Here is a 24,873-nt window from a genome sequence, read left to right on the forward strand (position 1 = left end):
AACGATTTAAAACCCTACATTCAATCCGAACGCAAGCCTGCGCTGGAAAGGATACGCCCAAGCGCTGTTGTCGGTACTATTGTTGATGGATTCCGGATCTACAAATTTCTTTACTTCGGAAAACTCGAAAATATTTTCAGCGGTGATAAAAAACCGTAGGCGTCCCATCCCCCATCGTTGGATGACCGATTGCGGAAGTGAATAACCTAATGTGATATTTTTAATGCGCAGATAGGCTCCGTTGAGCAGGTAACGGGTATTCGGTATGGCCAGCCCCGCCCGGCTACCGCTTCCATCCACATAATTGTAGTCTGCCAGCCAAGACTGCAGTACTGGGTACGAGGCGTCAAGGTTGGCATTTGCCAGTCCCGCCGCAATGTAGGCCGCCGAATGTTTGGCCATTTGTTCGGGTGTATCATCCGTGGCCCGATAGTGATCCAGATGCCAGGGATAGACGTTGGCATACGGCTGTTGATAGGGCCCCCAGAACAAATAGTGCTGCGGGTAAAAGTCGCGTTTCAGCACTCCTTGCATGAATATCGATGCGTCGAAACCGTTCCAATCCATATTGAGATTGAGTCCGATTCTGTACCGATCGGCAGTATTCCCAATGATGGTCCGGTCTTTCATGTCGTCTGCGGTCTGTCCAAGTTCAATTTTGCCATCACCATCCAGATCTTTGAACTTCGGCCATCCAGGTACAATATCAAGTGCCCCCCACGGGATGATGGCAGTTTGGTCCAATTGATCGATTTCTTCCTGGGATATAAAGAAGCCGTCGCCAACTAAGCCGTACAAGGTTCCGAATTCATAACCCTCGAAATACGTGGATAGCAGTCGTTGGTCATTCTTAAACTTAGTGATATGTGCCCGCGAATCGGAAAGCACTAACTTGGCCTCCAATCCGAAGGGTTTGGAAGCGACAACGTAATTATCGCGGTAGGTAAGCGAAAGTTCCCAACCTTTGGTCCGCAGGTCCGCAGCATTCTGGCGGGGAACAGCGGTACCCAGCACCGATGGCAGTTGTTCGCCGGCCGTTAACATTCCCGTGGTTTCGCGGATAAAGTAATCGAAGCCCGCGAAAATACGGTCGCGCAACAGGCCGATATCAGTACCGAAATTCAAGGTCGCCACGTTTTCCCAGGTATAGTTAAGCGGATCAATGGTGAGTGAAGGTGCGCCGGTAATCACCTGCCGCTGCGCCCCATCGATGAGGTACCCCGAAAGCGCTGTACCCATCGTCTGGATATATGAAAAATCGCCCACCGCCTGATTGCCTAAACTACCATACGAAGCACGGAGCTTCCAATTTGAAAATGCCGGCTTCACGTGTTCAAAGAATGGCTCGTTACTGACAATCCATGCTCCTGACACGGAAGGAAAAAATCCCCACCGGTTGGTTGACGGGAAACGTGAAGAGCCATCGTACCGCCCCGTGGCTTCAAGTATGTAACGATCATTGAGCGTATAATTAAATCGTCCGAAAAAACTCCGGGTAGCGTAGGAGCTGTATTCGGCATTGAGGCGCGCCTCACCTGTCGTTAATTCGAGGTAAGGCAGCGTGGAAGAAATCAGTTGATCCCGTGAGGCAATGGTAGTCGCCCATACATAATCTTCCTGATTGTAGCCAGCCGTGAGACTAAACCCATGAACACCAAACTGTTTATTATAGTTCCCATACAGATTGAAAACATTATTCTGGATCTCGCCACGCCGGTCATAAACAAATCCATTGCCTCCTTCCTCGCGAATATCAGTAGGCCCATAGCCGATTTTATATTTTTTTGAATGTTGCGGATACCGCCAATATTCCCGCTTGAAGCTCGCATCGCCCGTTACCGTCAAATCGCCGTTCAAAAAAGTACCAACCGCGTTGAAAATATTCTGGAAACCAAACATCTGTTCATTCCGCTTCCCGCCGTCGACCAATTGGGCAGCCAATCGGCCCGCCGCATTATTTGCCCATGTACCATCGGGGTTTTTGACGACATTAGTAGGTTGGAGATAATATAAATCGGTGATGCGCGCATACGGCTGCGCGATATCTGTTTGATAAACATTCATATTGTTGTCCAGCTTTAGCCAATCCAACGGTGAAAACGAAAGTCGCCCGCGGATTCCCTTTCGTTGCCAATAGTCATCCGCAAGCTTGTTTAGTCCGTTATCCTTGGTGTAATCGGCAGAAAGGTAATACGAAATAGGTTTGTTGTTAATCGCTGCTCCACCCGAAAGCGCTAAGCTATGAATTTGAGAAACCGTTGCCTTTTCAAAAAAATAATCATACCAGTTGTTGTTGCCCATATACTCCCACCGGTTGGGATCCGTCGGACTAACCCGGACATCGGGCAATGACGGGTTTTCCGATCGCTCTTTCGCCCATTGATAATATTCATCGCTGAACTGCACATAGCTTGGTCCGTTCCACGGCGTATTAAGCGTTGAAGTTTCCAGTACACGCGAGAAAATATAGGGGTCGGTCACCGGGTCAGGCAATTCCGTGGGGCGTCCAAAAGCCGTGGTTAGGTTATAACTGATGTTTTGATTGCCCTGGCTTCCTTGCTTCGTGGTAATCACAATCACGCCGTAAGCCGCCCGTGCACCATAAATCGCGGCCGACGCCGCATCGCGCAACACCGTATAAGAAGCGATGTCGTTCGGGCTCAACCGGATCATATCCCATGTATCGGAAACCGGGATGCCGTCGATGACAATCAACGGCGCACCACCGTTTATGGAAGTGGTTCCCCGAATATTGATGTTCGGTATCCCACCCGGACTGCCATTTCCATACGTGATATTTAATCCTGGGCTTACCCCTTGTAAACCCTGCATGATATTAGTTACGGGTCTCGACTCCAGCTGCTTGCCCGATATCTGATCTATAGCGCCTGTGACATTCACCTTTTTTTGCGTGCCGTACCCCACCACAATCACTTCGTCCAGATTGCCGGCATCCGTTTCCAGCACCACATCCAATTCGGATTGGCCGGTAAACGTAACTTCCTGGGTCCGGTATCCGACCATGCGAAATACCAGTACTTGCCCACTTTCAAGGCCATCCAGTGCATACCTGCCTCCATCGTCGGTAGCCGTACCCAATGAGGTGCCCTGTACCACCACGCTTGCGCCAACCAATACTTGACCTGATTGGTCGGTTACCTTCCCAACCATACGGCTCTGGGCAATCGCATGGAGAGGCCCGAACGGTAGGATCGCTAACAGGATACCTACCCAACCCAGCGTAGTCCATGGCAAGGTTCTACTTTGTTGTTGTCGCTGTCCTTTCATAATTTAATTTTAAGGTTTCATTAATATATTAATTGAACATTTAGTCAATAAACAAAGGTATTTCTATCCTATGAAGTAGAGTTAACCGAATTGTTATTTATTCATTAATCGATTTAGATTTCCGTCTAAACCGGCCCGAAAGAGCTGCTATGGATTAGTTATGTTACTAAAACAATAATAAAGGCTTTTAATTTAATGTACAAGCAGAAAAATCACACAACCGTTTGATTAACGTTAGTCAAACGATTGTGTGATTTTTTTTGGTGAAATATTTTGAATGAACATACAATTAATAAAAATACAAAAATTTAATAACATCAAAATTTCCTATTTTCGTGTCGTTATAAACATACGTCCATGGGGAGAAAGAGTTTAAAAGAAGCACGTCAGCTTGAAATCGTCAAGGTTTTTTATAAAGTCGCCAAAAAAGAAGGACTGGAAAATACATCGATCGCCAAGATCGCCAAGGTAATGGACATCAATCCCAGCTTAATCATCCATTATTTCCAAACCAAGGAAGAACTTACCTACGCCCTTATCGATTACATACTCGAAAAATACTTACTGATCTACACAATTGGAAAAGACAGCCGTATCCCCCTGCAAGAAGCGTTATTAACCGTAGTGGATGATCTTTTTTCAAAAAAGTGGAATAAATTGTTTGACGACGGTCTATTCTACAGTTGCTATGCCCTGACATTCCGCGAGAAAAAAATAAAAAACATGTATAAAAATCTAACCGATTCCTTGCGGGAGCGACTGGCCGCGCTCATCGAGCGTTGCCGCACAGCACAGCTGATAGACGTTCGTAATCCGAGACTCACAGCCGATCTGATATTTGCCTTGGTGGACGGCGCATACTTTTACCTCACGTTATCAACCGATACCAAAACATTCGATAAAAAAATAATCGACTACAAAATAGAAGCTTATCGACTATTGGGCATCCATAACGCGACTGCCTTTTCGCGAACGGGACAGACGCTTTGAATAGCGAAAGACACCAAACAACCCGATAAGCACCCATAGACCGTTTGCTGCGAGATTAGGCGTATCGTTAAAGTAAAATGCGCTGATCACCAAACCTAATCCGCCGATGACATTCAATACCTGGTAGCATGCACCGTCAAAACGCAATACTTTAAAGTTAAGCATCAGATAGGCCGTAGTACAGAAGATAAACCCTAGCCAACCGATGATGGTAATCGTTGCATCCGTCATTACTTTTCTTTTTTATAAGATCGCCGTCTAAAATACCGAAACTTTTTCAGATGGCTCCCCTTATCTTCAGCCGCTCGACAAGCGAACACGAAACCCTCGTAAGCGCTGGCATCCGCACGGTATATGCACGTGTTCCGTACCCGTTGTGTACCTTTATAAGTACGCAGCCATGACGCATCACTTTTGCTTTCGGAGGAATTGTCTGCCAATAAAGTCGTATCTTTGTGGAACTTTAAATTTAGGGAGACACTATTATGTCAATTGTAAGAGAATCGGATCTGATTGGTATTGGCAAAAAATATCAAATCGAAACCGAAGCCGGTGACCACATGGTGGTGGTGATTCATGACGATGGTCGGCGGGAGTTATACCGATACGACCAGGAAGAAAGTGAGTCCAGGTGCGTCATGACATTGTCTGATGAAGAATCCAGGCAGGTTGCAGGCATCATCGGCGGTTTGTCCTATAAACCCAAAGCACTGGAAACCATCGAAGTAGCGTTGGACGACTTGATTATCGAATGGTATAAAGTCGAAAGTGGCGCACCCAGCATCGGAAAATCCATTGGCGATCTGGAAGTACGCAAACGGACGGGTGCATCCATCATCGCCGCTATAAAAGAAGGCGATAGCATCATCAATCCGGGTCCTGACTATGTTATTTCGGCCGACACCACGTTGGTAGTAGCCGGCAAACGGAGCCACATCAAGCTGTTAAAAGAAATCCTGTAGTCACCGAATAAACCCCACGCGTATGCAGTCACACACCCTGATATTGGAAATAGGAATTGCCGTGGGGCTGGTGGCACTCGTTGGCCTGATATCCAACAGGCTACGCTTTTCGGTGATTCCGTTTTTTATCCTTATCGGGATGGTGCTGGGCCAGCATGCTCCTCAATTCGGAAACATTGATCTTACTTTCACCGAGAGCAAACCCTTTATCGATTTCATGGGGCGGCTTGGCGTCCTGTTCCTCCTATTCTATCTGGGTTTGGAATTTTCGGTGGGCAGGTTGATCAAATCAGGGAAATCCATCGTTACGGGAGGCACATTTTATGTGATTCTTAATTTCTGTTCCGGGTTATTAATCGGGTGGCTGATGGGATTACCCTTTAAAGAGACGATGGTTCTCTGTGGCATGATGACCAGCTCATCGACAGCCATCGTCGCCAAAGTATTGACTGACCTGAAACGCACCGCAAATCCCGAGACCGAGGTGATTATGGGAATGATCATGTTTGACGACCTATTTATCGCCATGCATATTTCGTTCTTATCCGGCCTGATCTTAACCGGTAGCAGCTCATTTTGGACGGTGGCCGGTACCTCCTTGCTCGCTTTAGGGTTCATCCTGGCCTTTCTCATTTTGGGCCGGAAACTGGTTCCGGCCATTGATCGTTTGCTCCAAGAAAAAACCTCCGAACTGTTCATACTCGTCATATTTGCCCTCCTGTTTATCGTTGCCGGTTTCTCGGAAACCATCCATGTTGCTGAAGCCATTGGCGCGCTGATGGCGGGATTGGTATTCGCCGATTCCCAATACATCAAACGCATCGAGCAGATGGTGCTCCCGTTCAAAGACTTTTTCGGTGCCATGTTTTTCTTTAGCTTCGGACTTTCCATCGACCCGATGTCGCTGACCGGCGCGGTGATGTGGGCCTCCATTGCGGCACTGGTAACGATCGTATGCAATGTGGCTTCCGGCTATTTTGCGTCTCGCTTTTCGGGCCTGAAAAAGCGAAATTCAGTCGACATCGGCTTCACACTGGCCGCCAGAGGAGAATTTTCCATCATCATGGCGAACATTGGCAAGGCGGGCAAACTACTTCCCGTAATTCAATCGTTTGTTGTGGTTTATGTATTGATTTTATCCATTGCGGCACCGCTCCTTACGAAAGAATCACGCAACATCTGGAATGCAATTTTCGGAAAGGACAAAGTCGACAAGAAACCCGTAAAAACGCTGGCTGATCTGGAAAAACGGACTGGCAAATAAACGGTTCCGGCTACATAAACCCGAGTTCCAGCCGTGCAACGTCACTCATCATACTTTTATCCCATGGCGGGTCAAAAGTAAGTTCCACCAGGGCCTGCTTCACACCTTCCACCGCTCCCACTTTCCGCTGTACTTCGTCGATAATGTCGCCGGCCACCGGGCATCCCGGTGCGGTAAGCGTCATCACTACCTTCGCCGTACCATCTGCTTTCGTAATCACTTCATACACTAATCCCAACTCGACAATGTTAACCGGTATTTCCGGGTCAAACACCGTTTCCAGCACTTCGGTAATCGCAGGTGCAAGATGTAATGAATCGCTGACAATCATGAGAAACCTCCTTCGCTGATGCTAGCCACAAAGGTACGGTATTTTCTGATAACTGCCCACGATGTTGACATTGTACGCATAAGATCGTATCTTTAATCAGCGTTAAACGAAAACACTGGCATGAAAACCGTCATCACTGCGTCGCAAACACGAGAAGCCGACAAACATACGATCGAAACCGCTCCCATCGCGTCCATCGATCTGATGGAAAATGCATCACGGGCTTTTGTTGGGGTTTTCACGCAACTTTATCCGGACAAAAAAACGGACGTGTTGGTATGCTGCGGAACCGGTAATAACGGGGGCGATGGACTGGCCATCGCACGGATGTTGCAGGAGCGAAGTTATGGCGCCGTAGCGGTATGGGTTGCACGGTTTGGCGCCGACGAAAGTGATGATTTTGCGGCCAATGCCGCTCGTCTGTACAAAACCCCGGTCCCCATCACCGAGTTCTTCCCCGGAGACGAGTTTCCTGCCATCCACCAACATGTGGTCATCGATGCCCTATTGGGATCGGGATTGAACAAACCGCTGCAAGGAGATTGGCTGCGGATGGCGAAACATATAAACCAGGCCGACAAGCCGGTGGTCGCCGTCGACATACCCACCGGCCTCCGTGCAGACGGCATTCTATCCCCTTCGGAATATTCCGTGCGGGCACATTACGTCATCTCTTTTCAGCGGCCAAAACTCAGTTTTTTCTTCCCCGAATCTGCCAAAGCGGTTGGACACTTTCAAGCGGTGGATATTGGACTGGATGAGGCATTCATTGAAAACCTGCCCAGCGAGTTTAAACTGATCGAGGCATCCGATGTGTTGCAACGTTACCGCCACAGAGAACCCTTTAGTCATAAAGGAACCTATGGCCATGCGCTCATCATCGCCGGCGATACCCAAACCTTCGGTGCAGCGCTGCTGGCGTGCGGCGCTTGTCTCTACAGCGGTGCCGGGCTTACGTCCGCCTGCATACCCGCAACGGGTCTCAACGCATTAAACACCCGTCTGCCAGAGGTAATGTATTGCGCACAGGATGAATTACCGGCGATGTGGGACAGGTTTGATACCATCGGTATCGGTCCCGGCTTAGGTCAGCGCCTATCCTTGTTGGAAGATTGTGTAACCCATACCGATAAGCCCCTGGTTGTTGACGCGGATGCCCTTACCTTTCTTTCACAAAACAAGGGCTTGATGGATAAGCTGCCAAAGCTAAGCATCCTAACTCCCCACATGAAAGAGTTTGACCGCTTATTTGGGTCACACAGCCGTTGGTGGGATCGTGTGCAGACCGCCAGGGAACAGGCAAGGGCTCTTCAACTGATTATCCTACTGAAAAATCAGTATACATTTATCGCCCTGCCCGATGGCACCCTGTTAATTAATCCCACGGGCAATCCGGCTATGGCAAGCGGCGGCATGGGCGATGTGCTGACCGGTATGTTGACGGGCTTTCTTGCGCAGGGATATCCACCCCCCGACGCTGCGATGCTGGCCTGCTACTTACACGGAGCTGCCGGCGACCGGTTGGCCGCCGAAGAAAAGATGTCCGTCATTCCGGCCGGACGACTTATCGAAGCCATACCTACGACCCTGGGATACTTGCTGGATTCGCATCGTCTATCACGGAGTAAAATCGTCACAAATACATTGTGAACTATCATTTTTATCCGTAGCTTTGATTTACCAATTATTGGCATCGGCACTCCGGGAATTTGCTGCATGAACTAGTTAACAACACACAGTGGAGTAACCCGATGCTTCCAAGAGATAGATGGATGTCTCAAAATGGATGACTGACATGGAGCTTAACGATCAGTTCGATGAATCTGGGCTATTAATCTCGCTGCAAAAGGGAGATAGAAAAGCCTTTGAAAAATTATACTTTTTCTACAGCAAACGACTTTATGGCAACATCTTACGGATGGTAAAATCTACGGAAGCCGCCGAAGAAATTTTACAGGAATTGTTTCAGCGCGTCTGGGAAAGACGTAAGACCATCGATGCAACCAAGTCTTTTAAATCCTACCTCTTCACCATCGCCAAGCACCTCGTTTACGACTTTCTCCACCTGCAGGTCAAACGTCGGAATCTCGAAGCCTATTTGATTGAAACATCGAGTGCATCTTACCGACATATCGATCACGAGATCGCATTCAAAGAAGCCCATGCCATTATCGCCAAAGGTATCCGACGGCTTCCTCCTCAACGCAGACATGTATACGTGCTGTGCAAAATTCAAGGCAAAAGCTACGAAGACGTCAGCCGCATTCTCGGAATTTCTACCTCTACCATCAGCGATCACATCGTAAAAGCCACCAAGTCAATCAGATCCTTTTACCTATCGGAACAAGTTTGCCTGCTTGTATGTATGCTTTGCCTGTGCTAGCTGTGCCGTAAGCCGACAAAAAATAAAAAAAATTCAATACCGAGCAGAGGAAAACTTTCCATCAGCCGTATATACTATTGTAATAGGCAAACCAGCGATGAACGACAATCCAGACATCCGAAAGCTGTTCGACAAGTATGTCCGAAATGCGTGTACGGAGGAAGAAGCGGCGCAAGTGGTACGCATGCTTCAATCTGGCCACAACAGGGCATATATTGAGCAGCTTATTGAAGCGCATATGCAGGATACTCCGGATGCCCCCGCCGAAAATAGTACATTAACCCGAGTTTTCGAGAAGCTGGACCTGGGCGACCGCTTAAAGCGCAAACGCCGGAGATGGATAGGCTTCTCCATGGCAGCGGCAACCTGGTTAATCGCCGTAGTTGTAACGTACTCGTATTTTCAACAGCGGGAGGCGGCCCCAAGGGTTACCCAACAGGACGTCGGTCCCGGTGGCAACCGTGCCACCCTCACCTTGGCGGATGGCCGAACAATCGAACTGAATGCGGAGCAAAGCGGGATCATTGTGGGCGATGCGATCACCTATTCGGACGGCTCTGCGGTAGTTGAACCCGAGAAATGGGAAACGGAAAACGAAGGACATAGTAAGAAGAATTTCCTAACAACGCCCAAAGGGGGAACCTACCAGATCGCCTTGCCCGATGGCACAAAGGTCTGGCTTAACTCCGCCTCCTCACTAACGTATCCATCGCGGTTTGACGCGAACGAACGGGTTGTGGAGCTTGAAGGAGAAGCGTATTTCGAAGTAACGGAAACCCCATCAACTGCAGACGGATCCCGTTCATCAAAAGTACCCTTCAAGGTAAGAAGCCGGGGCCAAACCGTAGAGGTCCTGGGTACACACTTCAATGTAAATACCTACCCGGATGAAAGCACGATGAATACCACGCTGCTGGAAGGCGTTGTGCGAATCGTAACCGCCAGCCGATCCACGCTGTTAAAACCCGGTCAACAGTCCCAAGTCGGCATAACCGGGTTGAACGTGGCCAATGTCGACGCCGAAACCGTAGTCGACTGGAAAAACGGCGATTTCATTTTTGCCAACGAAACGCTTGAAAACATCATGCGTAAAGTGGCCAGGTGGTATGATGTCAAAGTGGTTTATCAAGGACAACTGCCGGAGGACCGATTCAACGCGCAGATTTCCCGCAACAAAAACCTGTCCGAAGTGTTGCACATATTGGAACTGTCAGGGGGCTTGACTTTCCGGATAACAGACGGTGTCCTGTTTCTTTCGCCCCCAAATTAGCGCTATAAAACCGATTATTAACTAAAAACACACACATTATGAAAAATCAGGGATACACGTAATCGACCGCAAGTTAAGAAACCGGGAATGCCCGCCAGCATCCCCGGCTATTAGATGGGGGAAATCATGAACCCGATTCTTGCTGATATCAAATCAATTATTCACCCAAAGTTCACAAAGATATGCTTTTTAATCTTTGCAGAAATGGATGCATGCGTGTCGCATGCCCATCATTCGTTTTAAATTTCATTGTACTCATGAAGTTGACAGCACTTGTCGTCCTTGCCGCTTGTCTGCAGGTATCCGCTGCCGCACTTGCTCAGCCGATAACGCTCTCGGAGCAAAACGCTCCGCTGCAAAAGGTACTACGTGAGATCCGCAGGCAAAGCAATGTGGATTTCATTATCAAAACCGCACACCTACAAAGGTCCCAACCGGTAACCATACAGGTTACCAATAAACCCCTTGACAAGGTCTTGCAGGAGATTTTTATCGATCAACCCGTAGCCTACCTAGTAGACAACAAAACCATCATCATCGTAGACAGGAAGCCTCCCGGCCCGCTCAACGCCCCGCCAAAGAAACCGGCGCAACAAGTCCTTGCCGGAAAGGTCACGACCGCTGATAACGAACCGCTTGCCGGTGTCAGCGTCACTGAAAAGGGAACGACCAATGCGACGGTGACCAATGACGATGGCCAGTTTTCACTAACGGTTAGCAAAATTCCGGCAGTATTGGAATTTACGTACATAGGCTATGTACGCCAAGAAGTTACCGCTCAAGCAAACCGCCTATTGGAAGTCACCCTACAAGAAGATTTAGCCAGCCTGGAAGAAGTTGTGGTGGTCGGTTATGGCACCACGCAAAAAAAGGACCTTACGGGCTCGGTAGCATCCGTACAGGCAAAGGATTTCAACAAGGGGGTCATCGTGGCTCCCGATCAGCTGGTCCAAGGCCGGACAGCGGGTGTGATGGTCATCAATAACACCGGTCAGCCGGGCGGTTCAACAACCGTCCGCATCCGGGGCAACTCATCCATCCGCGCCGGAAATAATCCTTTGTTCGTCGTGGATGGTATTCCGCTATCCGGCACGTCCGCCCGTCCCGGCGGTAGCAGCGGCTACGGCTCTGACGCCGGAAACCCGCTCGCTTATCTCAATCCCAACGACATAGCGAGTATGGATATTTTGAAGGATGCTTCCGCGACTGCGATTTATGGTTCGCGTGGCGCCAACGGAGTGGTCATCATTACGACCAAACGCGGCCAATCAGGCGAGCCGACCTTAAATGTGATGGCCTCTTCGGGCTTCTCCAGCCTACTGAATAAGCCTGAAGTACTTGATGCGGAGAGGTTTCGGCAAGCGGTAGCCTTTTACACGCCGGACGACAACTCAGGGGACTTCGGGGGGTCGGTAAATGCGTTTGACGCCATCACACGCATGGCAGCTACCCAAAATTATGCATTGGACGTTTCCGGAGGCAACGAGTCGGCCAAGTACCGGATCTCCGCCGGGTACCTTGACCAGAATGGCATCGTTGAAACGTCCCGTTTACGGAAATACACCACCAACCTGAGCAGCAATTTCAAATTCCTGGAAAGCAAAAAGCTAGGATTGGATGTCAATATATTGGCCACCCAAACCGATGAAAACATCGCGCCCATCGACGTTGGTGTAGGATTTGAAGGAAATATTATCTCGCAAGCACTGCAATGGAACCCTACCCTACCGTTGAGAGACGAAAGCGGAGCGCTGGCTTACCAATCCCCAACACTCATCAATCCGCTTACCTCGCTAGCCGCATACAAAGACCGAGCAGTGGTCAACACCATCCTCACCAGTGTTTCGCCGTCGTATAAAATTACCGACGATCTGGAATACAGACTGATGTATAGCCTTACGCGTCAAACGGGGCGGCGAACCGGCCGGTTCATTGCCGGCATGATTAATCCAAGCAACGTAAACAACGGGGCTGCATTCATCGGCAACGACATCGAAACCAATCACCAGCTGACACACACCCTGTCTTTCAATAGGGAAATCGCAACGTCCTTAAACCTCAACGCCGTGGTCGGCTACGAATACCTGAGTTTCGATCATCGGTGGAATTCACAAAGCGGGAGCGGCTTTTCCGATTTAGGCGGACTTGATTACTATGATTACCTGGATTATTCCATTGCAAGTAACCGGTCGATCGATTCCTATCGAATGCCGACAAATGAGCTGCAGTCCTTTTTTGCAAGAGCGGCACTTAACTTTGACGACCGGTACCTGTTCACCGGTACGATCCGGAGGGATGGATCGACAAAATTCGGCGAGAACAACAAATACGCGAATTTCCCCTCTCTGGCATTTGCCTGGAACCTTTCAAACGAATCGTTTCTCCGGGATAACGGGACCCTCGATAATCTCAAGTTACGTGTGGGCTGGGGAAAGACCGGGAACCAGGAATTTCCGTCAGGAGCCTCAAAAGATCGGTATGTGTTCAGTGCGCAGAGCATATCGCAGGCCAACTTCGGAAACCCCGACCTGAAATGGGAGAGCTCATCGACGATCAACGCGGGCATTGACTTCGGGTTGTTCCAAAGTCGGCTTTCCGGATCCATCGACTACTTCCGAAAAGTCACCACGGATGCACTGTTCGAGCAAACCCTGGCCCAACCGGCCCCCAACGGACGTATCTGGGTAAATCTCGATGGTGAGATCATCAACGAGGGCATCGAACTGGCCCTATCGGGCAGCATCGTCCAGAACGATAACTGGAATTGGAACCTGGCCGCCAACGCGACGTACCTTCGGAATAACGTAAGTGGCCTGCTGGGATACTACGAAACTGCCGCCTTACGGGGTCAGGGCTTCTCCGGCGTGCTGGGCCAGCGGATGGTAAGCGGTCAGCCGCTCAATGTCTGGTACCTGGCCATCTTTGAGGGGATCGATCCCGAAACGGGCACCAGCATGTACCGGGGGCTTGACGGAACGGTGGGTACTTCGGTGGATCCGGCACTGAACAAGTTTTACGTAAACAGTCCCAACCCAAATTACTTATTGGGGATCTCTACCGATGTCTCGTACAAAAAACTGACCCTCAATGTCAATATGCATGGAGCTTTCGGTCATTACCTGTTCAATAATACCATGGCTACGGTATTGGGTGTCAATAATTTATCCAACCGGAATATTGCCGAGAAAGTATTCGACACGGGGATAGGTGAATCTACTTCCAACTCGGCGGCTCCCTCTACGCGCTACCTGGAAAAGGGGGATTTCCTAAAGCTTTCCAACCTTACGCTAAGCTATAGCATTGGCAATATCGGAAGGGCAATCCGGAATCTAAATGTATCCCTTACCGGCCAAAACCTGTTTGTTTTTACGGGATATAGTGGTTTTGATCCCGAAGTGAATACAGACGGCGCGACCAACGACATTCCTTCTCTCGGCATCGAATACATTCCGTATCCGCCCGCCAGAACGTTTCTTTTGGGCCTAAATTTCTCACTCTAAACACTGGAATTATGAACACTTTCAAATTATATCGCATGGTTCTTCTCTTAGTCACCGGGGTTTCTCTATCCTGCACCGACTTGGACGAACAACTCAGGAGTGAACTCGAGCAAGGGGTCGCGAACGTAAATGCCGCTGATTTGTTGATCGGAGCCTATACGGCGCTGAATACTCCCTATCAACAAGAGCAACGGTGGGTATTGGAAGAAATCTCCACGGATGCCGCCATGGCTCCCACCCGCGGTGGCGATTGGGACGACAACGGCATCCATCGCGCAATTCATCAACACACATGGAATGCCGACAACTCCTACATGAACAACACCTTCAACAACTTGTTAACCGCCCAGTTCCAAGCTTCCAACGTACTACGAAACAACCCTACCCCACAGCAGGCCGCAGAAGCGCGCTTTATCAGGGCGCTCACCGTCTATGATGTATTGAACCTATGGGGAGTTGTTCCGTACCGGGAAGACCTGGACGACTTCCGGATTCCTCCGATTACCTTGCAGGCCACCGAAGCCATCGATTTCATCATCAGCGAGCTCAACGAAATCATGAATGACCTGCCCAACAGCGGTGCTGCTTACGTGGCCAACCAAAATGCGGCCAAGGTTTTGCTCATGAAACTATACCTCAATAGAGGGGTGTTCCTCGATCGGCAAAATCCGACGTTCGACCCGGCCGATATGAACCACGTAATAACGCTCGCCGACCAGATAACGGCCAGCGGCCGATATACCATTTCAGCCCCGGGCAAATATTTCGACAATTTCGCTCCCAATAACCACACGGCTTCCACCGAAAACATCTTTACGTTATACAACGAGTTTGGCGTAAGGGGCGGAGGCGTAGACCGTACGTGGAATACGATCGCGCATTACAACATGACGCCGGGGGGATGGAATGGCTGGTGCACTCTATCGGATTTTTACGACTTATTCGACGAAGAAGATGAGCGATTGGGCATTTATTACGAATATCCGGCTGACACGATGGCTAATCCCGGTAAACGCCGGAACGTTGGCTTTTTCATTGGCCAGCAATACAATCTTAGCAACGACCAGCCGCTAATGGCCAGAAACCCCTCAAGTCAGCCGCTCTCGTTTACGCGAGAGGTGACCATCCGGACTTCGGGCAACACGTTGGAAACAGCCGGCATCCGGGTTCTGAAATACGCTTTCGACTACAGCGTACCCTCGGGTCAGCGCAATAATGATTGGGTGGTATTCCGTTATGCGGATGTCCTGCTGATGAAAGCAGAAGCGATATTGCGCGGAGGAACAGGTACATCCGACCAGGCATTGGCGTTGGTGAATGGCATTCGTGCCAATCGGGGTGTAGCTGCACTCTCGGCACTCACGTTGGACGAATTAATAGACGAACGCGGACGCGAGTTGTATTGGGAAGGTTGGAGAAGACAGGATTTAATCCGGTTTGGTAAGTTCCTGGAGCCCTGGCAGGAAAAACCCGCCGATCCGGGGCCCCACACTTTGGTTTATCCCATACCCAGCCAGCAATTGGCGGTTAATCCCAATCTTGAACAGAACCCCGGGTACTAATATCCCTTATCCTTTCCCCTGGGGGAGCCGCCGCATAGGTTATGCGGCGGCTTTCTATTTAGTTAAGCACAGGTTGTGGTTGTCTTCTATTAGTTGTATACTTGCTTTCAACAACGGTTTCTGATGAACCCTCAGGTTCCAGAGGCCCCTTACAGCGCAAATTACTTTTCTAATGAAACTCCTGCTTAAACTCGAATACGCGGCTGTTTTCGCTGCATGCTACGTGGCGACCCTCTCCTTTGGTTACGTATGGTGGCTATTCTTCGCCCTTTTATTGCTTCCTGACGTCAGCATGGTAGGTTATGCCGTCAACAACAAGTGGGGCGCCATTCTTTATAACCTCTTCCATCATCAAGGAGTTGCGGTATTGGCAATCGGGATCGGATGGTTCAACGCGCAGCAAACCGTGCTACTGACGGGAATAATCTTGCTCGGACACATCGCCATGGATCGGATGCTGGGCTATGGGCTCAAATATATGACGGGCTTTCAGGATACACATTTGGGAAAGATTGGTAAAACAACCAAAAATTAACGATATGCATTCTCTCATCCGAATAGCTACGGTCACCGCAGCGTTTTCCTACGTAACCAGCGGACTGTCATGGGCTCAAACCGGCGACCTCATACGTCTCCCGAAATATGCCGATCAACCAACCGTACACGACGATTGGTTGGTAAGTCCCATCTCGCAAGAAGCAACGGTCTTTCAGACCGTCGATAACCACCTTGCGTTGAGCAACGGTCTAATCACACGGACGTTTTCTTTGGCCCCCGGTGGGGCTACCATTGGCATGGACAACTTGATCACCGGAGAGTCGTTGCTCCGTTCGGTATCGCCCGAGGCCATATTATGGGTGAATGGTCACGAAATCAAGGTAGGCGGGTTAATTGGGCAACCCGTTCAAAATTACCTGGATCCGAAATGGATACCGCAACTGGAGGCCGATCCGGTAAGCCTGAAATTGGTATCCTGGGACAGTCGCCCTCTTGAAAGCCGCTTCGCGTGGATGCCCCGTACGGAATGGCTATCGAAGCCACAGGAAGCGGCAAAAGGTACCGTGCTGCGGTTTTCGTACCAAGCAGACGAAGCTACCATCCAACGGCACCAAGTACGCCTCACAAGCGACGGCCAACGGCGGAAACTGTGGGACGACCCATTTAAAGAGCTGTCTTCCACCTGGAAATTGGTTTCGGCAAATGACGACCGGAGTGCTTCCTTTATAAACGAGGGCAAACCCGGCGAAATCATGGGACCGGAAAATCATCCGGTTTTTGCGGAACGGCCCCTTTCGGCAGACACGCGCGTGATCATCGCACGGATCAATCCCGGTACCGATCGGTCGACCGAATACGGCCCGGGCGTGACATTGGTCAGCCCCGGGAAAGATCACCTTAAACTGTTTCTCTCGCCCGGAAATCGGAGTTACGGATTGCTTCAAAACGGAACCGTCCGATATTTCCTCGGCATGGATCCGTCAACCTCCCATTTTTTACGGCTGCAATTGGAAGAAGGGAAAGTCCGTTGCATGGTTTCTACCAACGGTGGGGAATACCAAACGCTGGCAGTCGTAAAAACAACGTCTATACCGGAAAAAATCCGGATTGGAAAGACCGATCCTACCGGCGGCGCCACTCCCGGCCCGAAAACCGGGAACATCGGAAGAAGCCACGTGGAGCATCTCTTATTACTTGGCGACGCCATGGCTCCCTCACATGACGTAGATTTCCTTCGCGACCTCACCGTCCACGTACACTATGAAATGTATAATGGTATCCCCCTATTGAGCAAGTGGATAACCGTGGAATACAACGGGCAAAAGGAAGTTATCATCAACAACGTCCGTACGGAACACTTGGCGGTAACCGAAGCCGAAAGCGCCGTGGAACATAAGCAGCGTTGGGAGCTTCCTCCCATCTTTGCGCAAAGTGATTTTGCATTTGGGTCGATGTCGCCGAACGCGTCAGAAAATGCCGGCGTAGAATGGCGCGAAGACTCGACCTACACCACACAGGTCAACTACGCACTCAAAACACCTACCGTATTGATCTGTGAGCCAAAACACGGTGTTGGACAGGAAATATCCCCCGGAAAGCCCTTTGAAAGCATGCGTTTATGGGAATTATTCCATGACAGTTCCGATCGTGAGCGGAGAGGATTGGCGCAACGGAAAATGTATCGGACGATCGCTCCATGGACACAGGAGAATCCGATCATTATGCACGTACGTAGTGCCGACGACGCATCTGTCAAAAAAGCGATCGACCAAAGTGCCGAAGTAGGTTTTGAAATGGTAATCATGACATTCGGAAGCGGCTTCAACGTGGAAGACACCACCGAAGCCAATATCCAACGGATGAAGGCATTTCGCGACTACGCGCACCAAAAAGGGATCGCTTTGGGTGGCTATTCGCTGCTTGCCAGCCGATCCATTGATGCCGATAACGACGTCGTGATGCCGCCCGGCATGAAACCTGCGTTTGGCCGGTCTCCCTGCTTGCTAAGCGAGTGGGGCGACCGATATTTCCAAACGCTCTATGAGTTCTACGAAAAAACGGGTATGGACATCCTCGAACACGATGGGTCTTATCCCGGCGATGTTTGTGCGTCGTGCAATCATCCCGGTCACCGCGGCCTCGAAGACTCACAATGGAAACAATTCGTCCGAATACGTGACTTTTACCGATGGTGCCGGTCGAAGGGAATCTACCTCAACGTCCCCGATTGGTATTTCCTGGAGGGGAGTACCAAAATCGCGATGGGATACCGGGAAACCAATTGGTCGCTGCCCCGCGAATACCAGGAAATCATCGAGCGGCAAAACATCTACGATGGCACCTGGGAAAAAACACCATCCATGGGCTGGATGTTTGTCCCCTTGGTCGAATACCATGGGGGTGGCCCAGCCGCAACCATCGAGCCGCTGCGTGATCACCTTCCCCACTACGAACAGCGCCTCGCCAACCTTTTCGGTGCGGGCGTGCAGGCTTGCTACCGCGGACCACAACTTTACGACACACCGGAAACCCAAACGCTGGTGAAAAAATGGGTGGACTTCTATAAACGCCACCGCCGGATACTCGACAGCGACATCATCCATCTGCGACGACCCGATGGAAGGGACTACGACGCGATCCTGCACGTTGATCCAACCGGCGAAGAAAAGGGATTGCTCATGGTCTATAATCCGCTGGACACCCCCATCGAACGGACGCTCAGGGTAGATCTCTATTATACGGGACTCCGAGATCAGGCGACGGTTAGTAAGAACGGAAAAGAAGGAAACGCAATGCCTTTGGACGGCACCGTACTGCACCTGCCCGTATCGATTCCCGCCAACGGACAGGTTTGGTTTGTATTGAAATAGCGGAATCGTCAGATTGAACAATCGATTGCGTGCGTAGCGAAGTTGCGAAATCCGGCATCATCATGTATCATTGGGTTTTGGAATCATCATGAGACGACAACTACGTAAACATAAGCAACTGGTCCTATTTCTTTTGAGCACCCTCTTTTGGGTTGGTGCCTGTCATCAATCGCGTCCGGTAAAATCCTGCGAAACCTATGCTGAAGCCGAAGATCCGGATACCACGCATGTCGACTGGTCGCCGGTAAACGGGCTGAACTACTCGTTTGGAACAACCGATCAGCGGTATCCAAAATCGGCCGTTCCCCAAATTCCGCAGGCTACGTCGTGGCGAGGCAGCGGTTGGCGCGGCGAAACGCTTTCCGCACAACTGGTATTGTGGTCGGATCAAGCGGTCGATCAAATCGAGTTCGCCTTTTCACCTTTCAAATCTGACGACGGCCAGACACTGGCCCCCTCAATCGGTCAGGCACGTTTCGTGCGGTATGTTTTAACGGATGTTTTCGCGCCCGGATGCGGACACCGCAAACCGGAAGATTTCCCGGTATCCTTAGCTGCAGACGCGTTGGATAACGTTTCCTGTTTTGATATGGCTGCCGAGACTACGCTTCCGGTGTGGTTAACCTTTAACATTCCCTCAGATGCATCACCCGGGGTCTACACCGGCACGTTGAGTCTCTATGCGCAAAACCAAACCCCGAAAGAACTGACCCTTTCCATTGAGGTGCTCGACCACACACTTCCGCCGCCCGCCGATTGGGCGTTCCACCTGGACATGTGGCAGCACCCGTCGGCCGTTGCCCGGATACATGGCGTAAAAGTTTGGTCTGAGGAACATTGGGAACTCATGAAAGTTCCCATGAAAATGCTTGCGGATGCCGGCCAAAAGGTTATCACCGCCAACCTGAACAAGGACCCGTGGAACAACCAATGCTTCGATCCGTACGAAGACATGATTCGCTGGACTAAGAAAACCGACGGCACCTGGGAATATGACTATGCTGTATTTGATCGCTGGGTTAACTTTATGATGGATCTCGGCGTGAATAAGCTCATCAACTGCTATTCGTTGCTACCCTGGAATCACGAGATTCACTACCTCGACCAGAAAACGGGCGATACCGTGAACGTGAGTGCAAAGCCGGGGAGCAAGGAATTTACGGAGCTTTGGACACCCTTCCTGACTTCCTTCCGTGACCACCTGAAAAACAAAGGCTGGTTGGAATTTACCAATATCGCGATGGACGAACGGTCGCCTGAGGAAATGAAAATTGCATTGGCGCTACTGGAAAAGGTCGTGCCGGAAATGGGTGTGGCACTCGCGGATAACCACAAAAGCTACCGGGAATACCCCATGCTGAAAGACATCTGCGTAGCTTTCGGTGCTGAGTTTGACGAAAAAGACCTGGCATTCCGAAAAGAAAATGGCTTGATAAGCACCTACTACGTATGTTGTGCAGACGAATTCCCCAACGTCTTTACGTTTTCAGACCCGTCCGAAGCTGTATTTATGGGTTGGTACACACGCGCCGCGCGACTCGATGGCTACCTGCATTGGTCTTACAACTCCTGGACGGAAAATCCGTTGGTCGATTCCCGGTTCCGTACGTGGCCCGCTGGAGACACCTATGTCATCTATCCGGATGGCCGGAGCTCCATCCGGTTTGAACGGATGAAGGAAGGCATTCAGGACGCCGAGAAAATCCGTATCCTGCGGGAACGGTTTGTGTCAACTTCCGATGCGGAAAAACTGAAGGCACTGGATGATGCCGTCGCGCGGTTTAACATCAAGCGGCCCACTGAAACGTCCTGCGCCAAACTCGTTAATTCCGGAAAAAAAGTACTGGAAGAACTGAGTCGATAAAGCCTTATTGGGATGCAAAATATTCGGTCAGGGCATGCACCTGTTTTTCATTCAGGACTTCCCGCAATTGGTCAGGAGTAGCCGCTTGTATCTTTTTAACCGACTTAAATGCTTTGAGCAATTTCTCTGCGGTCGTGCGGCCAATACCCGGAATGTTTTCCAGCTCTGTACGGAAGGTTTTTAAACTCCGCTGCTTGCGGTGAAAGGTGATTCCAAACCGGTGTGCCTCGTCGCGCAGATGCTGGATTACTTTAAGCGTCTCGGATTTTTTATCCAGGTATAACGGATACTGGTCGCCGGGGTAATACAATTCTTCCAACCGTTTGGCAATACCGATGACGGTAACCTGCTTATCAATGCCCAGTAGTTTCAGGCTCTTCAACGCGGACGACAACTGCCCCTTGCCGCCGTCGATTATAATCAGTTGGGGCAAGGTCTGCCCCTCATCAATCAGCCGTCTGTATCGCCGGTGTACCGCTTCTTCCATCGTGGCAAAATCGTTGGGCCCCTCCACGGTCTTCACGTTAAAATGGCGGTAATCTTTCTTCGAGGGTCTGGCATCTTTGAACACGACAATGGCAGATACCGGATATTTACCCTGAAAATTGGAGTTGTCAAAGCATTCGATATGCCGGGGCAGCACATTCATTCGCAGGTCTTTCTGCATCTGGGTCAGGATGCGCTCCGTTTTCAGTTCAGGATTCAGCTTCTCGTATTGATTCAGCCGTTCCTTCTTGAAATACAATGCGTTTTTAAATGACAACTCCAGCAGATTTTTTTTCTCCCCCTGTTTTGGAACGGTAAATCTTAAGTTATCGGCTTCGATATCGAGTGTAAACGGAACAATGATTTCTTTTGACGTGCTATTGAACCGGCTGCGGATTTCGGGAATAGCCAAGCTCAGCAGTTCTGCATCGCTTTCATCCAACCGCTTTTTCAGTTCGACGGTCTGCGTCTGGATGATTACGCCGTTCATGACTTTCAGGTAGTTCACAAACGCATAACTTTGGTCGGAAGCAATGCTGAACACATCCACATTGGTGATGGACGAACTCACCACGGTCGATTTGCTCTGGTAACGGTCCAGTAAATCCAGTTTCCCCTTCAGATGGTGAGCATATTCAAAATTCAGATCGCCCACGGCTTTGTCCAGTTGGCTTTTCAGCCGTCGAATTACTACGCCGATTTTACCGCTCAGGATGTCACGGATGTCGGCAAGACTTTGTTCATAATCCGATTCGGTCTGATAGCCCTCACAGGGCCCCTTGCAATTTCCGATCTGATATTCCAGGCAGACCTTAAACTTGCCCCTGCTGATATTTTCAGGCGTAAGCGCCAAATTGCAGGTACGCAGGGGATACAACTCCCGGATGGTGTCCATGATGGCGTGCATCATTCCCACCGATGCGTACGGCCCAAAATACCGCGATCCGTCCTTGATGTATTTTCGCGTAGGGAAGACGCGGGGAAATCGCTCGTTTTTTATGACAATCCACGGGTACGTCTTGTCATCCTTGAGCATGACATTGTACCGCGGCTGGTGTTTTTTTATCAGGCTGTTTTCCAGCAGCCAAGCGTCAATTTCGGTATCGACAATGGTGAACGTAATGCGATTGATCTTGCGTACCAGTACCCGGGTTTTTCCATTGAGCTGGCTGTTTTTGATGAAATAGGAACTGACCCGGTTTCGCAGGTCTTTCGCCTTCCCGACATAAATAAGTTCCCCGTTGGCATCCCAATATTGGTAGATGCCTGGCCGGTGCGGTATTTCTTCAAGCGCTTTACGGTAATCAAATTTGGTCATCAAAACCCAAGCCTGTCGTCCAATTGCTCTTCTTCTTCCTCTCCCAAAAACTGTTGATACTTGCTGCAATCCAGTTCCTTGGTAAGCCCGCCCTCCGGCAATGGAAAATCATCCTGGCTATAATGCAGCGACGTATCGGCATACACTTTTTGCATGTACAAGGCAAATACGGGTAAGGCAGCCTGCGCTCCCTGACCTTCGGCCATCGACGCAAAGCTGATGCCGCGGTCTTCCGCTCCCGTCCACACGCCACTCACCAGCTCCGGTGTGATTCCGATAAACCAGGCGTCCGCATTATCGTTCGTCGTACCGGTCTTTCCGCCCATGGGCGGTTTCAGGTTATAGCGCCAACGCAATCTGCCGCCGGATCCGCCATCCACCACACTTTTCAGCATGTCTACCATGATGTATGCGCTCTCGCTGTTGAGCACCTTGGAGACCCGGGGCGCTTTCTCATAGATCGGCATACCATTTTTATCTTCGATACGCAGGATATACGTAGGTTCTACCCAAACGCCGTGATTCACGAATGCCGAATATGCGCCTACCATATCGTATACAGATGCCTCATATGCGCCCAATGCTATCGATGGGTATTCGGGCACCTCCGAGGTGATTCCCATCCGTTTTGTCAGGGTGGCAACGGCCCGTGCCCCCACTTCATTGATCATGTAAGCCGTGGCAAAATTCTGTGAATGAGCCAGTGCCCGGCGAAGGTTGATCGGGCTGCCGACCGACTCGCCGCGTGGCGTCCACGCATAAGGACCACTGCCCACGGTCAACGGTACGTTCGGCACCTGAAAGCAGGGTGAAAATCCGTTGTCGATAGCCACGGCATAAGTAAAAGGTTTGGCGGTAGATCCCACCTGCCGGGTACCCATTTTCACCTGATCGTATTTATAATGTTCAAAATTGATGCCTCCCACCCATGCCCGGACGTAGCCGGTGTGCGGTTCCATCGACATAAAGGAATTTCGGAGAATCAACTTGTTATAACGGATTGAATCCATGGGGGTCATGGTGGTATCCTTATCCCCGTCCCACGTAAAAATCGTCATGGGCACCGGCGTATCAAAATCCTTTTTAATCTCTGCTTCGGACTTGCCGGCCTGCTTGAGCATCCGGTAGCGGTCGGACCGCTTCATGCCCGTTTCCAGTAATTTCGCTTTATCGCCCCGGAAGGGATCGCGGGTTTTCCACTGCCGGTCAAACGAAGCCTGTACGGTCTTCATCCATTCCCTCTGCGCCTCTTCTGCATAGGCCTGCATTTTCGAATTGATGGTCGTATAAATCCGCAATCCGTCCCGATCCAGGTCCCAGGGGGTGCCATCAGCTTTGGTGATGGACATCTCGTTAAACTGACGCTGGATCTCGCGTTTCAGCACCGCCCTGAAATAAGGGGCAGGCCCCCCACCGTACTTAGAAATGCGCATATCCAGCACGAGCGGTTCTTTCTGCAATTTCAGCGATTCTTCACGGGTAATGAATCCCTCGCTGCGCATGTTTTCGATCACCACGTTGCGCCTCCGGATGGCATTCTGCGGATACCGTACCGGCGAGTAAATCCCCGGCCCTTTCAACATACCCACCAGAATAGCTGCTTGCTTCACATCCAGTTTATCCGGCGTGGTATTGAAATACGTGCGAGCCGCTGATTTGATACCGTATGTATTGTAGGCGCCGAAGTCCACCGTGTTGAAATACATGGTGATGATTTCTTCTTTGGTATAATTGCGCTCGAGCCGCACCGCTGTAATCCACTCCTGAAACTTCTGGATGATGCGTTTGCCCGTGCTCCGCGCACGCCCTTCAGAGAAAAGGTTGAGCGCAAGCTGTTGGGTAATCGTACTGGCGCCCTGGCGCTTTCCAATCAGGTTATAGAAAATAATCGTAAAGGTTCGGCGGTAGTCAATCCCCGAATGCCGGTAAAACCGTTTATCCTCCGTAGCGATAAGCGCCTGTACCAGGTTTGGCGACAGCTCGCTATATCGCACATTCGACCGGTTCTGTACAAAGTAGGTTCCCAGTACCACCCCATCGTCTGAAATTACTTCGGAAGCCAGGTTGCTCTTGGGATTTTCCAGATCACGGAAGGTCGGCAACTTGCCAAATAATCCAACGCCCACACTGAAGATGAATAAAAACCCCAATAAGATCAGTCCGATAAGCACTTTCCAGAAATTACGGGTATAGCGTTTGACGTCTTCTGTCGTTAAGGTATTTTGTTTCTTTACTTGTTTACTCATTCTATGTCGTTAATCCTAAAACTACACCATTCACCTGCTCC

At 50.2% G+C, this 24,873-nt stretch carries 16 protein-coding genes; 11 read left to right on the forward strand and 5 right to left on the reverse strand.

What is annotated here, in order from left to right; genetic code table 11:
• Positions 1–6 precede the first annotated feature (6 nt).
• Positions 7–3,288, reverse strand: a complete 3,282-nt coding sequence (locus ACFQRK_RS06960; protein ID WP_379004979.1) for a SusC/RagA family TonB-linked outer membrane protein — start codon at positions 3,286–3,288, stop codon at positions 7–9.
• Positions 3,289–3,645: 357 nt separating this feature from the next.
• Here ACFQRK_RS06960 and ACFQRK_RS06965 point away from each other — a divergent pair, with 357 nt between their 5' ends.
• Positions 3,646–4,278 (forward strand): TetR family transcriptional regulator, encoded by a 633-nt coding sequence (locus ACFQRK_RS06965; RefSeq protein WP_379004981.1) that lies wholly within the window; start codon positions 3,646–3,648, stop codon positions 4,276–4,278.
• Here ACFQRK_RS06965 and ACFQRK_RS06970 read toward each other — a convergent pair.
• The gene (locus ACFQRK_RS06970; protein ID WP_379004983.1) at positions 4,225–4,509 is read right to left on the reverse strand and encodes a hypothetical protein; all 285 of its coding nucleotides are present in this window, start codon (positions 4,507–4,509) and stop codon (positions 4,225–4,227) included. The genes ACFQRK_RS06965 and ACFQRK_RS06970 overlap by 54 nt on opposite strands.
• A 254-nt stretch (positions 4,510–4,763) precedes the next feature.
• Here ACFQRK_RS06970 and ACFQRK_RS06975 point away from each other — a divergent pair, with 254 nt between their 5' ends.
• Together ACFQRK_RS06975 and ACFQRK_RS06980 are read left to right on the forward strand one after the other, a co-directional pair.
• Complete coding sequence (locus ACFQRK_RS06975; protein ID WP_379004985.1) at positions 4,764–5,240, forward strand: cation:proton antiporter regulatory subunit; 477 nt, start codon at positions 4,764–4,766, stop codon at positions 5,238–5,240.
• 22 nt (positions 5,241–5,262) lie between these two features.
• Positions 5,263–6,504 (forward strand): cation:proton antiporter, encoded by a 1,242-nt coding sequence (locus tag ACFQRK_RS06980; RefSeq protein ID WP_379004987.1) that lies wholly within the window; start codon positions 5,263–5,265, stop codon positions 6,502–6,504.
• Between the two features lie 10 nt (positions 6,505–6,514).
• On the opposite strand, the gene ACFQRK_RS06985 is transcribed toward ACFQRK_RS06980, so the two are convergent.
• Positions 6,515–6,835 carry an iron-sulfur cluster assembly protein gene (locus ACFQRK_RS06985; RefSeq protein WP_379004989.1) on the reverse strand — a complete coding sequence of 107 codons (321 nt, stop codon included), beginning with the start codon at positions 6,833–6,835 and terminating at the stop codon, positions 6,515–6,517.
• Positions 6,836–6,955: 120 nt separating this feature from the next.
• Here ACFQRK_RS06985 and ACFQRK_RS06990 point away from each other — a divergent pair, with 120 nt between their 5' ends.
• The 8 genes from ACFQRK_RS06990 (at position 6,956) to ACFQRK_RS07025 (ending at position 20,782) form a co-directional block, all read left to right on the forward strand.
• A complete protein-coding gene (locus ACFQRK_RS06990; RefSeq protein ID WP_379004991.1) occupies positions 6,956–8,485 on the forward strand; it encodes an NAD(P)H-hydrate dehydratase in 1,530 nt (509 codons plus the stop codon).
• Between the two features lie 145 nt (positions 8,486–8,630).
• On the forward strand, positions 8,631–9,218 hold the full coding sequence (locus ACFQRK_RS06995; protein ID WP_379004993.1) for an RNA polymerase sigma factor: 588 nt from the start codon (positions 8,631–8,633) through the stop codon (positions 9,216–9,218).
• A gap of 97 nt (positions 9,219–9,315) precedes the next feature.
• Entirely contained in the window at positions 9,316–10,488 is a 1,173-nt protein-coding gene (locus ACFQRK_RS07000) for a FecR family protein (RefSeq protein ID WP_379004995.1), read from the forward strand.
• A 257-nt stretch (positions 10,489–10,745) separates the two neighbouring features.
• Positions 10,746–13,988, forward strand: a complete 3,243-nt coding sequence (locus tag ACFQRK_RS07005) for a SusC/RagA family TonB-linked outer membrane protein (protein WP_379004997.1) — start codon at positions 10,746–10,748, stop codon at positions 13,986–13,988.
• An 11-nt stretch (positions 13,989–13,999) separates the two neighbouring features.
• A complete protein-coding gene (locus tag ACFQRK_RS07010; protein ID WP_379004999.1) occupies positions 14,000–15,550 on the forward strand; it encodes a RagB/SusD family nutrient uptake outer membrane protein in 1,551 nt (516 codons plus the stop codon).
• A 172-nt stretch (positions 15,551–15,722) separates the two neighbouring features.
• A complete protein-coding gene (locus ACFQRK_RS07015) occupies positions 15,723–16,085 on the forward strand; it encodes a DUF4260 domain-containing protein (RefSeq protein ID WP_379005001.1) in 363 nt (120 codons plus the stop codon).
• Positions 16,086–16,089: 4 nt separating this feature from the next.
• Positions 16,090–18,918: a hypothetical protein gene (locus tag ACFQRK_RS07020; protein ID WP_379005003.1), complete on the forward strand. Its 2,829-nt coding sequence runs from the start codon at positions 16,090–16,092 to the stop codon at positions 18,916–18,918.
• A gap of 88 nt (positions 18,919–19,006) precedes the next feature.
• The gene (locus tag ACFQRK_RS07025) at positions 19,007–20,782 is read left to right on the forward strand and encodes a glycoside hydrolase domain-containing protein (RefSeq protein WP_379005005.1); all 1,776 of its coding nucleotides are present in this window, start codon (positions 19,007–19,009) and stop codon (positions 20,780–20,782) included.
• Between the two features lie 4 nt (positions 20,783–20,786).
• On the opposite strand, the gene uvrC is transcribed toward ACFQRK_RS07025, so the two are convergent.
• Both uvrC and ACFQRK_RS07035 read right to left on the reverse strand, forming a co-directional pair.
• The gene (uvrC, locus tag ACFQRK_RS07030) at positions 20,787–22,586 is read right to left on the reverse strand and encodes an excinuclease ABC subunit UvrC (protein ID WP_379005007.1); all 1,800 of its coding nucleotides are present in this window, start codon (positions 22,584–22,586) and stop codon (positions 20,787–20,789) included.
• Positions 22,586–24,832, reverse strand: coding sequence for a penicillin-binding protein 1A (locus tag ACFQRK_RS07035; protein ID WP_379005009.1), 2,247 nt, complete (start codon positions 24,830–24,832; stop codon positions 22,586–22,588). The genes uvrC and ACFQRK_RS07035 overlap by 1 nt, the downstream gene beginning before the upstream one ends.
• Positions 24,833–24,873: the final 41 nt, after the last annotated feature.

It is taken from the genome of Parapedobacter sp. GCM10030251 (assembly GCF_042666505.1).
GTDB lineage: Bacteria > Bacteroidota > Bacteroidia > Sphingobacteriales > Sphingobacteriaceae > Parapedobacter.

What these genes read in the sequence shown, in the direction of transcription:
- ACFQRK_RS06980 (WP_379004987.1), top strand. Translation starts at nt 5,263, where the DNA reads ATGCAGTCACACACCCTGATATTGGAAATAGGAATTGCCGTGGGGCTG.
- uvrC (WP_379005007.1), bottom strand. Translation starts at nt 22,586, where the DNA reads ATGACCAAATTTGATTACCGTAAAGCGCTTGAAGAAATACCGCACCGG.
- ACFQRK_RS07010 (WP_379004999.1), top strand. Translation starts at nt 14,000, where the DNA reads ATGAACACTTTCAAATTATATCGCATGGTTCTTCTCTTAGTCACCGGG.
- ACFQRK_RS07025 (WP_379005005.1), top strand. Translation starts at nt 19,007, where the DNA reads ATGAGACGACAACTACGTAAACATAAGCAACTGGTCCTATTTCTTTTG.
- ACFQRK_RS06975 (WP_379004985.1), top strand. Translation starts at nt 4,764, where the DNA reads ATGTCAATTGTAAGAGAATCGGATCTGATTGGTATTGGCAAAAAATAT.
- ACFQRK_RS07035 (WP_379005009.1), bottom strand. Translation starts at nt 24,832, where the DNA reads ATGAGTAAACAAGTAAAGAAACAAAATACCTTAACGACAGAAGACGTC.
- ACFQRK_RS06965 (WP_379004981.1), top strand. Translation starts at nt 3,646, where the DNA reads ATGGGGAGAAAGAGTTTAAAAGAAGCACGTCAGCTTGAAATCGTCAAG.
- ACFQRK_RS06995 (WP_379004993.1), top strand. Translation starts at nt 8,631, where the DNA reads ATGGAGCTTAACGATCAGTTCGATGAATCTGGGCTATTAATCTCGCTG.
- ACFQRK_RS07000 (WP_379004995.1), top strand. Translation starts at nt 9,316, where the DNA reads ATGAACGACAATCCAGACATCCGAAAGCTGTTCGACAAGTATGTCCGA.
- ACFQRK_RS07005 (WP_379004997.1), top strand. Translation starts at nt 10,746, where the DNA reads ATGAAGTTGACAGCACTTGTCGTCCTTGCCGCTTGTCTGCAGGTATCC.
- ACFQRK_RS06985 (WP_379004989.1), bottom strand. Translation starts at nt 6,835, where the DNA reads ATGATTGTCAGCGATTCATTACATCTTGCACCTGCGATTACCGAAGTG.
- ACFQRK_RS07015 (WP_379005001.1), top strand. Translation starts at nt 15,723, where the DNA reads ATGAAACTCCTGCTTAAACTCGAATACGCGGCTGTTTTCGCTGCATGC.
- ACFQRK_RS06970 (WP_379004983.1), bottom strand. Translation starts at nt 4,509, where the DNA reads ATGACGGATGCAACGATTACCATCATCGGTTGGCTAGGGTTTATCTTC.
- ACFQRK_RS07020 (WP_379005003.1), top strand. Translation starts at nt 16,090, where the DNA reads ATGCATTCTCTCATCCGAATAGCTACGGTCACCGCAGCGTTTTCCTAC.
- ACFQRK_RS06990 (WP_379004991.1), top strand. Translation starts at nt 6,956, where the DNA reads ATGAAAACCGTCATCACTGCGTCGCAAACACGAGAAGCCGACAAACAT.
- ACFQRK_RS06960 (WP_379004979.1), bottom strand. Translation starts at nt 3,288, where the DNA reads ATGAAAGGACAGCGACAACAACAAAGTAGAACCTTGCCATGGACTACG.